The sequence below is a fragment of the Actinokineospora terrae genome, assembly GCF_900111175.1.
GTDB lineage: Bacteria > Actinomycetota > Actinomycetes > Mycobacteriales > Pseudonocardiaceae > Actinokineospora > Actinokineospora terrae.
Window position 1 is genome coordinate 1 of record NZ_FOGI01000019.1, and the last position, 12992, is coordinate 12992.

8 protein-coding genes and 2 tRNA genes are annotated in these 12992 nt (G+C 69.4%); all 10 read right to left on the bottom strand.

All coding sequences use genetic code 11. The features are described from left to right. Nucleotides 1-87: 87 nt before the first annotated feature. The 10 genes from BMY07_RS31575 to dnaN all read right to left on the bottom strand — a co-directional run bounded on the left by BMY07_RS31575 (nucleotide 88) and on the right by dnaN (nucleotide 11727). Nucleotides 88-163: transfer RNA gene (locus BMY07_RS31575), tRNA-Ala, on the bottom strand. A gap of 34 nt (nucleotides 164-197) precedes the next feature. Further along, complete coding sequence (locus BMY07_RS33975; RefSeq protein WP_143073738.1) at nucleotides 198-335, bottom strand: DLW-39 family protein; 138 nt, start codon at nucleotides 333-335, stop codon at nucleotides 198-200. A gap of 276 nt (nucleotides 336-611) precedes the next feature. Continuing rightward, nucleotides 612-685: transfer RNA gene (locus tag BMY07_RS31580), tRNA-Ile, on the bottom strand. Nucleotides 686-743: 58 nt separating this feature from the next. Continuing rightward, nucleotides 744-1514 carry a DUF3566 domain-containing protein gene (locus tag BMY07_RS31585; protein ID WP_425426384.1) on the bottom strand — a complete coding sequence of 257 codons (771 nt, stop codon included), beginning with the start codon at nucleotides 1512-1514 and terminating at the stop codon, nucleotides 744-746. A 98-nt stretch (nucleotides 1515-1612) separates the two neighbouring features. Further along, nucleotides 1613-5494, bottom strand: coding sequence for an intein-containing DNA gyrase subunit A (gyrA, locus tag BMY07_RS31590; RefSeq protein ID WP_092786669.1), 3882 nt, complete (start codon nucleotides 5492-5494; stop codon nucleotides 1613-1615). A 55-nt stretch (nucleotides 5495-5549) separates the two neighbouring features. Next, nucleotides 5550-7526, bottom strand: coding sequence for a DNA topoisomerase (ATP-hydrolyzing) subunit B (gene gyrB / locus BMY07_RS31595; RefSeq protein ID WP_092786671.1), 1977 nt, complete (start codon nucleotides 7524-7526; stop codon nucleotides 5550-5552). 217 nt (nucleotides 7527-7743) lie between these two features. Beyond that, nucleotides 7744-8280: a DciA family protein gene (locus BMY07_RS31600; RefSeq protein WP_245782771.1), complete on the bottom strand. Its 537-nt coding sequence runs from the start codon at nucleotides 8278-8280 to the stop codon at nucleotides 7744-7746. A gap of 217 nt (nucleotides 8281-8497) precedes the next feature. Then, the gene (recF, locus tag BMY07_RS31605) at nucleotides 8498-9655 is read right to left on the bottom strand and encodes a DNA replication/repair protein RecF (RefSeq protein WP_092786673.1); all 1158 of its coding nucleotides are present in this window, start codon (nucleotides 9653-9655) and stop codon (nucleotides 8498-8500) included. Beyond that, nucleotides 9655-10566, bottom strand: a complete 912-nt coding sequence (gnd, locus tag BMY07_RS31610) for a phosphogluconate dehydrogenase (NAD(+)-dependent, decarboxylating) (RefSeq protein ID WP_092786675.1) — start codon at nucleotides 10564-10566, stop codon at nucleotides 9655-9657. The genes recF and gnd overlap by 1 nt, the downstream gene beginning before the upstream one ends. Nucleotides 10567-10596: 30 nt before the next feature. Further along, complete coding sequence (dnaN, locus tag BMY07_RS31615; RefSeq protein WP_092786677.1) at nucleotides 10597-11727, bottom strand: DNA polymerase III subunit beta; 1131 nt, start codon at nucleotides 11725-11727, stop codon at nucleotides 10597-10599. Nucleotides 11728-12992: the final 1265 nt, after the last annotated feature.

The window sequence follows — 12992 nt, forward strand, 5'->3', positions numbered from 1 at the left end:
AACCACCCGACCAGCCACCCCAGACAGCCGCAGAGGCTGACCCTGGTGACCAGGAATCAGCCTCTGCGGTTCGCGTATCAACACGTTTGGTGGAGACGAGGGGAATCGAACCCCTAACCCCCGCCTTGCAAAGGCGGTGCTCTGCCAATTGAGCTACGTCCCCGAGGCGGCACGGCGTTGGCCGTGCCGAGAAGGTCTTAGGCCTTCTTCGCACCGTTGTTGGCGGGTGCGGTGGCCTCACGCCACAGCGCTGCCTCGGCCTTGGCCGAGCTCTTGCGCTTGATGACCAGGAGGACACCACCAGCGACCGCGGCGAGCGCGAGGAGCTTCTTCACGACGTATGCCTCCTTAAGGCACCAGAACCCACTTAGCGCCAGCCCACTCTCCCCAGGACCAGCCCCACCAGTCTGCCACATCCCCATCCCCAGCCCCCCGCCCCGGTCCCCCGACCGCGACAGGCAAAGCCTCGAGCTGGTCCCCCATGCCTCCGCAGGCCCCACCCACCCACCGCAACCACCGCACCGTGGGGGTCTGGGGGTTCGACCCCCAGATATGACGACGGACGACCCGGTCTGCTCTCTCCGCAGACACAAGTCGCCCGAGTCCGTCCGTGGGCCTAGGAGGACTTGAACCTCCGACCTCTTCATTATCAGTGAAGCGCTCTAACCGCCTGAGCTATAGGCCCCTGTGGGAACGCCAGAAGGTTACAGCACGGCCCTTCGGCGCCCCAAATCGGTATCCCCCTACTCACGTTCCGCGAGGGTGACCTCGAGTCCGCCAGCGAGGTCCGCGGACACGTTGTAGACGAACGCGCCCACCGTCGCCAGGGCGCTGAACAGCACGATGTTGATCGCGCCGATGATGGCGGCGATGCCGAAGACGCGGCCCGCGCTGATCAGCGGGCCGGTGTTGCCGCCGCCGTTGGTGTTGAGGAGGTCGTTGGAGATGCCGTTGACCTTGTCCCAGACGCCCATGCCGTCGAGGGCGGCGTAGAGGGCGCCGACGGCGACGAGCCAGACGAAGAACAGGGAGACGCCGAGGACCAGGGACAGCTTGAGCACCGACCACGGGTCGAAGCGCTTGATCTGCAGGTTGGCGCGGCGGGGGCCGCGGCCGGGGCGGCGCAGGGCGCTGGGGGGTGTGCTGCCGGTGCCCGCCGTGCCAGCGCCGCTGGGGCGGGCGGCGCCGCCCTCGAGATTGACGGAGGTGCGGGGCGGGGTGGGGTCGCTGAACAGGCGCGGGACCGCGGCGCCGGTGACGACGGGGCGCTGCACCGAGATGGTGGCCTCGTCGGCAGGCTGGAACGTCGGGGTGTGGCCGTTGCCGGGGTGCGGCAGGGCCTGGGTGACGTCCGGGTCCTGGTCCTGGGTGGGGAAGCCGGGCGCCGGGGAGTCCGACTCACCTTCCTGGGTGAGCCGGGCCCACGGCGGTGGCGTGGTCTCGTTGTCCTCGACCGCGCCACCGCCCTCGGTGGTCTCCGGCGCCTCGGCGGGCGTGACCTTGCTCGTCGCGATGACCGAAGTCCGCTCCGGTTCTTCTTGTCCGGCGGTGTCCGGCTTCTCGGGCTGTGTCACGAGCGGCTTCCCCTAGGTCTCGCGCGTCTTATTCGTCTTTACTCGGTCGGCTCTGCGCCGTCGGTCGACTCCCCGTCGACCGGTTCGGCCACCGCGGCGCCACCGGTGTCGGCCGCGTCCACGTCGACCTCGGCCGCGTCCACGATGTCGCCGTCGACGACCACACCGTCGACCGGGACGTCGCCGTCACCGTCCTCGGCGGCCACCTCGGCGCTGCGGGCGATGGCGACCAGCGTGGTCCCCTCGCCCAGGTTCATCAAGCGGACGCCCTTGGTCTGGCGGCCCGCCTTGCGCACCTCCTTGGCGGTGGTGCGGATGACCCCGCCGGAGGAGGTGATCGCGTAGAGCTGGTCCTCCAGCTCCACGATGACCGCCCCCACCAGCCTGCCACGCCTGCTGTCGTGCTGGATGGTGAGCACGCCCTTGCCGCCGCGGCCCTGCACCGAGTAGTCCTCGATCGGGGTGCGCTTGGCGTACCCACCGTCGGTGGCCACCAAAACGAACGTGCCCTCCTTCACCACACCGATGGTGAGCAGCTCGTCACCGGCGTTGAAGCGCATGCCCTGCACCCCGGAGGTGGCGCGGCCCATCGGCCGCAGCGCCTCGTCGCTGGCGTGGAAGCGGATGGACTGCCCGCCCGCGGACACCAGCAGCAGGTCGTCGTCGGCCGAGCACAGCACCGCGCCGACCAGCTCGTCGTCCTCACGCAGGTTGATACCGATCAGACCGCCCGCGCGGTTGCTGTCGAAGTCGACCAGCTTGGACTTCTTCACCAGCCCGTCGCGGGTGGCGAGCACCAGGTACGGGGCCGCGGTGTAGTCCTTGATCTGGATGACCTGCGCGATCGCCTCGTCCGGCTGGAACGCCAGCAGGTTCGCCACGTGCTGGCCGCGGGCGGCGCGGTTGGCCTCGGGCAGCTCGTAGGCCTTGGCCCGGTAGACGCGGCCCTTGTTGGTGAAGAACAGGATCCAGTCGTGGGTGGAGCACACGAAGAAGTGCGCCACGATGTCGTCCTGCTTGAGCGTCGCGCCCTGCACGCCCTTGCCGCCGCGCTTCTGCGCCCGGTACAGGTCGGTCTTGGTGCGCTTGGCGTAGCCGGTCCTGGTGATCGTGACGACCACGTCCTCGACCGCGATGAGGTCCTCGACCGAGACCTCGCCGTCGAACGGGATGATCCGGGTGCGCCGGTCGTCGCCGTGCTTGTCGACGATCTCCATCAGCTCGTCGCGGATGATGCCGCGCTGCAGGGCCTCGCTGGCGAGGATCTCCTCCAGCTCACCGATGTAGCGCTCGATCTCGCCGAGCTCGTCGATGATCCGCTGCCGCTCCAGCGCGGCCAGGCGGCGCAGCTGCAGCTCCAGGATCGCGGTCGCCTGGATCTCGTCGACCTCGAGCAGCTCGATCAGCCCGCTCTTGGCCTCGTCGGCCGAGGGCGAGCGGCGGATCAGCGCGATGACCTCGTCGAGCATGTCCAGCGCCTTGGCGTACCCGCGCAGGATGTGCGCGCGCTCCTGGGCCTTGCGCAGCCGGTAGCGGGTGCGCCGGACGATGACCTCGAGCTGGTGGCGCACGTAGTGCCGGATGATCTGGTCGAGCCGCAGCGTCCTGGGGACCTGGTCGACCAGGGCGAGCATGTTGACGCCGAAGTTGTGCTGCAGCTGGGTGTGCTTGTAGAGGTTGTTCAGCACCACCTTCGCCACCGCGTCGCGCTTGAGCCCGATGACGATCCGCATGCCCGAGCGCGAGTTCGACTCGTCGGCGATCTCGGAGATCCCGGTGAGCTTCCCGTCGCGCACCAGCTGCGCCATGTTCTCGATCAGGTTGTCCGGGTTCACCTGGTACGGCAGCTCGGTGACCACGAGGATGGTGCGCCCCTTGGCGTCCTCCTCGACCTCGACCACCGACCGCATCCGCACCGACCCGCGACCCGTGCGGTACGCGTCCTCGATCCCTTGCGTACCAAGGATGAGCGCCTTGGTCGGGAAGTCCGGCCCCTTGATCCTCAGCAACAGCGCGGCAAGCAGCTCGTCGTCGTTCGCCTCGGGGTTGTCCAACGCCCACACGACACCGTCGGCCACCTCCCGCAGGTTGTGCGGCGGGATGTTCGTCGCCATACCAACGGCGATACCGCTACCACCGTTGACGAGCAGGTTCGGAATCCGCGACGGCAGGACCTTCGGCTCTTCGGTCTTGCCGTCGTAGTTCGGCACGAAGTCAACGGTGTCTTCACCGATGTCCCGCAACATCTCCATAGCCAACGGCGTGAGCCGCGACTCGGTGTTGTGGCTGACGAACCCGTCGCTGATGAACGCGTGGTCGTCCGTGTCGACCCTGATGCTGTAGACCGGGCGCACACCCGCGTCCACGATCGACTCGACCTGCGCGTAGTAGAACCGGCCGTCCACCAGCGGTTCGACGACGTCGAGCACACCGGGTTCGGTGATCCGCTCGACGATCTCGCCGCGGTTGTGCTCCCACCGCTCGACCCGGTCGACGTTGTGCCTGCGCAGCCAGTCGCGCTCGGTCCACCTCGCGGCACCGTTCGCGCGGATGTACTCGCCCACGAACGGCACGTGGTCGCTCGACATCGCACGGCTCTCCACCGGGATGCCATCCAGGATCGCCACCAGCTTGTCCTGCTTCGCCTGCAGGAAGCCGACGTTGGTGGCGAACAACCGCGCGTCGCGGCGGTTGGTGATGACGACCTTGATCTCGCCGTTCCCGTAGCGGACCAGCCTGCTGACCACGCCGAACTCCAGCAGCAGCTGCTGAACCTCACTGGCGAGCCGCGTGCTGCGGGTCGAGTACGAGATCTGCACGGTGTTGCGGGGAAGCGCCGAGCACGACCCATCACCGGTGAACAGCGAGCTCAGGAACGCCCGCTTGATCGTCGAACCGCCCTGCCACACGAACTCGGGCACGTGCTTGCCCGCGCTGCGCGTTCCGACCAGCTCCGCGAGGGGACCGGCCATGAACGCGGTCATGTCCTGGATGTCGAGCTCGTGCAGGACGGAGCCGGACGCGATGGTTCGTGACGACACGTGGCGCCGCCCACCCACCACCAGGTCATAGGCGGCGACCGTGTAGTCGAAGTAGGCCTTGTCGGTGTTGTTGAAACCAGCCCTCGTGGGCGAGGCGAACCCCTCGCTCACGAAAGCGCCCGCGAGGATCGCCGCCGCGTAATCCTCGACCGGCGGAAGTCCGGCTTCCTCAGCAGGGGTGCGCTGCATGACGACGCGGTCGCCGGGCTGGATCTCCTCCAGCAGCTTCCACAGCAGCGTCGGTACGCCGAGCACTGACACCAGGCACAGCACAGGGTGGTTGTGCGTGCCGGTCAGCTCGAAGCCCTCGCGGGTGGTCAACCTCAGCGTCGGGTGCTCACCGGAGTGGAACAGCCGGTCCGCGCGCACCGGGTTGCCGTTGCGGTCGAGGACCTTGAGGTCGATCACGTTGTCAGAGTTCGGCAACGCGTCCGGGACGATGTCACCGATCCGCATGCTGGATCCATCATGCATCCGTACGCGAGTTCCTGCATCCAAGCAGTAGCGCATGGCGGCAGCCGGATCGTTGCCCGGCGAACCGAAGTTGCCTTGGCCGTCCACCAGCGGGTAGCGCATGGACCACGGTTGGGCCAGGCGCACGAGGGTGTCGTAGATGGAGGAGTCGCCGTGGGGGTGGTAGTTGCCCATGACGTCGCCTACGACGCGGGAGCACTTGACGTAGCTGCGGTCGGGGCGCAGGCCGGTGTCGAACATCGAGTACAGCACGCGCCGGTGGACCGGCTTGAGGCCGTCGCGCACGTCCGGGAGGGCGCGGCTGACGATGACGCTCATCGCGTAATCGATGTAGGAGCTCTGCATCTCCTGCTGGATGTCGCGCGGCTCGATGCGGTCGCCGGGCGGCGGCAGGGTCTCGGTCACGACCGGACGTTCCTTTCAACGCGGGTGGGTGTGCGGCGCGGGGGCGGTGCCCCTGCTACACGTCCAGGAAGCGGACGTCCTTGGCGTTGCGGGTGATGAACGAGCGGCGGGCCTCGACGTCCTCGCCCATCAGGACGCTGAACAGCTCGTCGGCCTGGGCGGCGTCGTCGAGGGTGACCCGCAGCAGCACCCGGTTGGCCGGGTCCATCGTGGTCTCCCACAGCTCCTCGGCGTTCATCTCGCCGAGGCCCTTGTACCGCTGGATGCCGTCTTCCTTGTTGATCTTCTTGCCCGCCGCGAACCCGGCTTCGAGCATGCCGTCGCGTTCGCGGTCGGAGTACGCGTACTCGGGGTCGGTGCGCTGCCACTTGATCTTGTAGAGCGGCGGCTGCGCGAGGTACACGTGGCCCTGCTCGATGAGCCCGCGCATGAACCGGAACAGCAGCGTCAGCAGCAGGGTGCGGATGTGCTGGCCGTCGACGTCGGCGTCGGCCATCAGCACGATCTTGTGGTAGCGCAGCTTGGCGACGTCGAAGTCCTCTTGGATGCCGGTGCCCAGCGCGGTGATCAGGCTCTGCACCTCGGTGTTCTTCAGCACCCGGTCGATGCGGGCCTTCTCGACGTTGATGATCTTGCCCCGGATCGGCAGGATCGCCTGGAACAGCGAGTCCCGGCCCTCCTTGGCCGACCCGCCAGCCGAGTCGCCCTCCACGATGTAGAGCTCGCACTCCTCGGGCTTGGTCGAGCGGCAGTCCTTGAGCTTGCCGGGCAGGCCGCCGATGTCCAGCGCGCCCTTGCGCCGCACCAGTTCGCGCGCCTTGCGGGCCGCCATCCTGGCCTGCGCCGAGGACACCGCCTTGGTGACGATGGTCTTCGCGTCGGCCGGGTTGCGCTCGAACCAGTCGGCGAGCCACTCGTTGCAGGTCTGCTGCACGAACGTCTTGGCCTCGGTGTTGCCCAGCTTCTGCTTGGTCTGGCCCTCGAACTGCGGCTCGGCCAGCTTGATCGACACGATCGCGGCGAGGCCCTCGCGCACGTCGTCGCCGGAGAGGTTGGCGTCCTTCTCGCGCAGCACCTTCTTCTCGCGCGCGTACACGTTGACCACCCGGGTCAGCGCGGCGCGGAAGCCCTCCTCGTGCGTGCCGCCCTCGGGGGTGTTGATCGTGTTGGCGAAGGTGTAGACCGACTCGCTGTAGCCGGTGTTCCACTGCATCGCGACCTCGACCTCGACGCCGGTGCCCTTGGCCTCGAAGGCGATGACGTTCTTGTGGATCGACTCGCGGCTGTGGTTGATGTGCTTGACGAAGTCCTCGAGCCCACCCGGGTAGTGGTAGGTGCGCTCCTTGATCCGCGCGACGTGGCCCTCGACGTCGGTCTCGGTCTCGTCGTCGGACACCCGCTCGTCGCGCAGCACGATGGTCAGGCCCTTGTTGAGGAAGGCCATCTCCTGCAGCCGCCGCGCGACGGTCTCGGCGTTGTACGTGGTGGTCTCGAAGATCGCCGGGTCCGCCCAGAAGGTGATCGACGTGCCGAGCTCGCGGGTCTCCTCGCCGCGCTCGACCGGGCCGAGCGGCTTGGAGTCACCATAGGTCTGGGTCCAGACGTAGCCGTCGCGCTTGATCACCGCGCGCAGCTTGGTCGACAGCGCGTTGACCACGGAGATGCCGACGCCGTGCAGACCGCCGGAGACGGCGTAGCTGTCGCTGTCGAACTTGCCGCCCGCGTGCAGCACGGTCATCACGACCTCGAGCGCGGAGCGCTTCTCCTCCGGGTGCTCCTCGACCGGGATGCCCCGGCCGTCGTCGTCGACGCGGACGCCGCCGTCGGCGAGCAGGGTGACCTCGACCTTGGTCGCGTGGCCCGCCATCGCCTCGTCGACCGAGTTGTCCACGACTTCCCAGATCAGGTGGTGCAGACCGCGTTCCCCGGTGGAGCCGATGTACATGCCCGGACGCAGCCGGACCGCCTCGAGGCCCTTGAGCACCCCGATGGAACCGGCGCCGTACGAGTTCTCCTGCTTGTCAGCTGCCACGTGCCCGGTGTCTCCTCGTGCGTCGGAACGGCTGCGGGGCGGGTGACCCGCGACCTGCGCGGTCACGTTCCCGGGCCACCTGTGCGCACCCCTCCCGACATAGTACTGGTCGGGTCGCACAGAACGGGGTCAAGGACACCCCTGGTTCGCACACAGAGCCTCGCTTGGGAAGCGGCACGGGGTGGGACGTCACCAAGACTGTCTCGACCCGCGAGGTTCAGCCGTAGGTGTCTCGTGGTCCACGGCCGGAAACGTGCCTGGGGCCGTAGCGCCAGCTGGGCGTCGACGGGCCCTGCACCTTCAGCCGGGTGACCACGTCGTGGCCGACGCCCGCGGCGATGCCCGCCAGGATCTGCCGTTGCAGCAGCCGCAGCTGGGTCGCCCACGCGGTGGAATCGGCCTGCACGGTCAGCTCGCCGTCCTTGATGGCCAGCGGCTTCGCGTGCTCGGCGATGTTCGCCCCGACCAGTGTGGCCCACTTGCCGAAAACCTGCCCCCCCGCCAGGTTCTCCTGCCAGCCGCGCTCCATCGCGATCCGCGAGGCGAGCCTGCCCAGCGGCTGCGGGTCGCGCTCGTCGGCCCCCGAGGAGGACCACCGGCGGCGCTTGCGGGAGCCCGCACCCGCTGTTCCACGTGGAACAACGCGCTTCGGGTTGCTCTTGGCGGCCTGCCGGGCGGCGGCCAGGGCGGCTCTGGCAAGATCTGACCCCCGCGGTGGCGGCGACAACTCGCCCCCGGCCTCACCCTGCGTCACGCCTGTGGATGGATCTTGGGGTTGTCCACCCCCCGATGTGGATGAAGCGCGGCGTTTCCCCGGTCCTGGTCCCCCAGATGGCCGCATGGTGACGGTGTTATCCACACTATCCACAGGGTTATCCCCAGTTGTGGGGGCGACAACGGGCTGCTTGGTCACTCGCTGTCGTCGAGCCGGTGGCGCGGGTGTCGGCTCCAGCGCCCCGCCGAACAGGTCGTCAGACACGCCGCACCTCCCCGTCCGCCACCGAGTACCTGGCCCCGGACAGCTCGCCGGGCACATCCTCCTCCACGGCCGCGGTCACCAGGACCTGTTCGGCCCCGACCGCCACTTCGGCGAGTCGCTGCCGCCTGCGCCGGTCCAGCTCGGCGAACACGTCGTCGAGCACCAGCACCGGCTCGCTGCCCTCGTCCTTGAGCAGCTCGTAGGACGCCAGCCGCAGCGCGAGCGCGAACGACCACGACTCGCCGTGGCTGGCGTACCCCTTCGCCGGGGCCTCGCCGAGCACCAGGTCCAGCTCGTCGCGTTGCGGACCTACCAGGCTGACCCCGCGTTCCAGCTCCGCGTCCCGGCGCAGCGCCATCCGGGCCAGCAGCGCGTCGGTCACCACCTCTATGTCCGCGCGCTCCCCGTCAGGCTTGCCGTAGCCGGGGGGCAGCGTCTCTTCTATCTGTGAGCGGTACGCGATGTACGCCGGACGAGACTCCGGCGCGACCCCGGCGTACGCGGCCGCCACCCGGGGCGCGAGGTCGGCGACCAGATCTAGTCGTGCCGCGAGCAACTGGGCGCCGTGCACCGCGAGGTGGTTGTCCCACACGTCGAGCGTTGACACTGCCTCCGGGTCGGCCCGCCGCGCGCGCCGGTTCGAAGCCGCGCTCTTAAGGAGTGCGTTGCGTTGGCGCAGCACCTTCTCGTAGTCGGCGCGCACCCCGGCGTACCGGGGCGCGCGCAACACCAACAGGTCGTCGAGGAACCGGCGCCGCTCACCTGGATCGCCCCGGACCAGCGCCAGGTCTTCCGGCGCGAACAACACTGTGCGCAAGATCCCGAGCACGTCGCGCGTGCGGGGAACCGGGCCGCGGTTGATCCGCGCCCGGTTCGCCTTGCCCGGCGTGATCTCCAGTTCGACCGTCAGCTCGCGGCCGTCGTTGACCACCGCCGCGCGGATGATTGCCCGCGCGCACCCGTGCCGGACCAGCGGCTGGTCGGACGCGACCCGGTGCGAGCCCAGCGTGGCGACGTACCCGATCGCCTCGACCAGGTTCGTCTTGCCCTGCCCGTTCGCGCCGACCAGCACCGAGGCGCCTGCGTCGAGATCCAGGTCCGCGTGCTGCCACGACCGGAAGTCGCTGACCTGTAAGTGCCTTACCCGCACTAGCTCACGTCGCCGGACCCGGAGGTGGGTCCCGCCTTGTGCACGGCGTGCCCACCGAACTGGTTGCGCAGCGCGGCGACCGCCTTCATCGCCGGGGAGTCGGTCTGCCGCGAGGCGAACCTGGCGAACAGCGCCGCGGAGATGACCGGCGCGGGCACCGAGTGGTTGATCGCCTCCTCGACGGTCCACCTGCCCTCGCCGGAGTCCTCGACGTACCCGGTGATCTTGGCCAGGCCCGGGTCCTCCTCCAGCGCCTTGACCAGCAGGTCGAGCAGCCAGGACCGGACGACCGTCCCCCTGGTCCACGCCTTGAGCACCGCGGGCACGTCGGTGACCTCGCTGGCGGCGTCGAGCAGCTCGAAGCCCTCCGCGTAGGCCTGCATCAGCCCGTACTCGATGCCGTTGTGCACCATCTTCGCGTAGTGGCCCGCACCGACCTCGCCAGCGTGGGCGAAGCCCTCCTCGCGCGGACCCTCCGGGCGCAGCGCGTCGAAGATCGGCAGGGCGCGCTCGACGTGCTCCGCGTCGCCGCCGACCATCAGGCCGTAGCCGTTCTCCTTGCCCCACACCCCGCCGGACACGCCGACGTCGAGGTAGCCGACACCCTTGCGCGCCAGCAGGTCCGCGTTGACCTTGTCATCGGTGTAGCGCGAGTTGCCGCCGTCGATGACCAGGTCGCCCTCGGCGAGCAGCTCGCCGAGCTCGGCGACGGTCTGCCTGGTCGGTTCCCCCGCGGGCACCATCACCCACACGACCCGGGGGGCGGCGAGCTTGCCGACCAGGTCCGCCAGCGACGCGCTGTCGCTGACCTGCGCGTTGCGGTCGTAGCCGACCACTTCGTGGCCTGCCGCGCGCACCCGCTCGCGCATGTTGAAGCCCATCTTGCCCAGGCCGACGAGTCCCAGCTGCACGGTTCTTCCTCTCGCTCTGGCTTCTCGCGATCAGCCCGGGAGACGAACCGGCATGAGCAGGTAGAGGTACCCCGGGATGACGCCATCATCGCCGACCGGCTTGATCAGTGCCGGGCGGTTGGGCGTGGTGAACGACAACTCGGCGCGGTCGTTGTGCAGCGCGGCGAGCCCGTCCTGCAGATAGCCCGGGTTGAACGCGATGGTGACCGGGTCGCCGGTGAAGTCGACCTGCAACTCCTCCTCCGCGCTCCCCTCGTCGTCGCCACCGGCGGACAACCGCAACAGGCCGTCGTCGAACTCGAGCCGGACCTGGGTGCCGCGCTCGGCGACCAGCGACACGCGCTTGATCGCCTCGACCAACGGCGGGACGCTGATGACCGCGTTCGAGGTCTGCTCACTCGGCAGCAGTTGGCGGTACCTCGGGAACTCCGCGTCGAGCAGTCGGCTGGTGGTGCGCCTACCCGAACCCGACAGGCCCAACAGCCCATCGCCGGGAGACAGCGCCAACTCCACCGTGCGCCCGGAACTGCCCAGCGCCTTGGCCGCCTCGGCGAGGGTCCGCGCGGGCACCAGCACCGCCGCGTCCTCCACGTCGCCGGAGGGCTTCCACTCGAACTCGCGCATCGCGAGCCGGAACCGGTCGGTGGCCACGAGGGTCAGCTTGTCCCCCGCGATCTCCACCCGGACACCGGTCAGCATCGGCAGGGTGTCGTCCTTGCCCGCCGCGACCGCGACCTGACTGACCGCCTGGCCGAAGACCTCGCCCTGCAACTCACCCGCGTGCTGCGGCATCGTCGGCAGCGCCGGGTAGTCGTCCACCGGCATGGTCGGGAGGCTGAACTTCGCGCTGCCGCAGGTGATCGCGACCCGGGAGCCGTCGACCGAGATCTCGACCGGCTGGTTCGGCAGCGACTTGGTGATGTCGGCCAGCAGCCTGCCGGAGACCAGGGTGCGGCCGCCGTCGGCGACCGTGGCCGGGACCTTGACCGTCGCGGAGACCTCGTAGTCGAAACCGGACACGGTCAGGCCGTCGGTGCCTTCGGCGGAGCCCGCGTCCAGCAGCACCCCGCCCAGGACGGGGACAGGGGGCCGGGACGGGAGGCTGCGCGCGACCCAGGCGACGGCGTCGGCAAGGCCGTCGCGCTCGACGCGGATCTTCATGGGAGTCCTTTCCAGGCCCGACCACCGCGCCGCACCGTGTCGTGCCAGGCCGCGCCGTCGAGCTGTCCACGCTGTAGGGCCCAACCGTAGAGCGTGTGGCGGGGACCCGTCATCCGGGGCGGGTCGGTCCCGGCCCTCCCCGGCGGCACCGCGGGAGGCCGCTGTCCCCAACTTCGGCCATCCCCTGTTTCTTCTTTTTTGTTCATCTGGAAGAGAGAAGAAACAGCAGTAGTAGTAAGTCCTGTGGATTGTGTGGATGACCGTGGTCCGCGCAGGTCACACCGCGCGGCGGGCTGTGGAGAACCAGGGGCATCGATCGGTGGACAGATCGGGCCGTCGGTGGATGGTTTGCAGGCTCACCCGTTTGGTCCACAGATCGGCCAAGTTGTCCACAGAACCGTCCCCAGATGTGGGCCGAGTAGCCCCCAGGGGGCGCGTGGACTGCCCACAGGGTTGTGCACAGGTCTATCCACGGTTTTCGGTGACGCAGGCCACCTGGGTTCGCCCGTTCGTGATGTTTCTGGCGGTGTGGACGGAGCCTGCACAGCCGCAGAAAACCCGGGATCCGGCGGTTCCGGCTGAGATCCGACCCGGGTTCGACCCGGTCGACACCCCGCCGCGCGCGGCGATCCGGCGCCGTCGACGGCGGTGCGGCGGGCAGTCCACCGCCGCAATAAAGAGTGCGACGCGGGCCGGGCGGCCGAACTTTTCTGCGCCTGGGGATGGGTGGGGGTGCTGCCCCTGCGAGACCGAACCGGCGGCGTTCGGGCGGCCGGAGACACACGGCCGCGACGAACCTACTGCGCCGGGCGCTCACTCCACGAGTCGAGGTGGACGCGCGCGGTCAACACCCGCGCGGCGGACGACCGGCGGCCCCGGTGTCCTGCCCCTCCGGAAGTCGCCACCCGGCGCTCTTTATTGCCCCGGTGGGCAGTCCGACGCCGCCGCAATAAAGAGGTGCGACAGCGCGAACGCGATGACCGACCACCCGCGGTCGGGTCTGACCGCGCCTGGACCCGGGTGAGCGCTCCCGGCCGCGGACACACTGGCGGGAAACGGGCAGGGCAGCACCCGGGCAGAGCTCAGCAGGCGACCGACCGCTGAGAGGCGGTGCCGGACCTACTCGACCTCGCCCCCACAGGGGCGGTCGTGGTGTCGCGCTCGCAGATCGCCATGACCGAGGCCGGCGAGGCGGTCGCACACACCTGCCCGGCGCGTGGTCCGCCGTGCGGGAGGCGCCGCGTGCGGGAGGCGCCGCGTGCGGG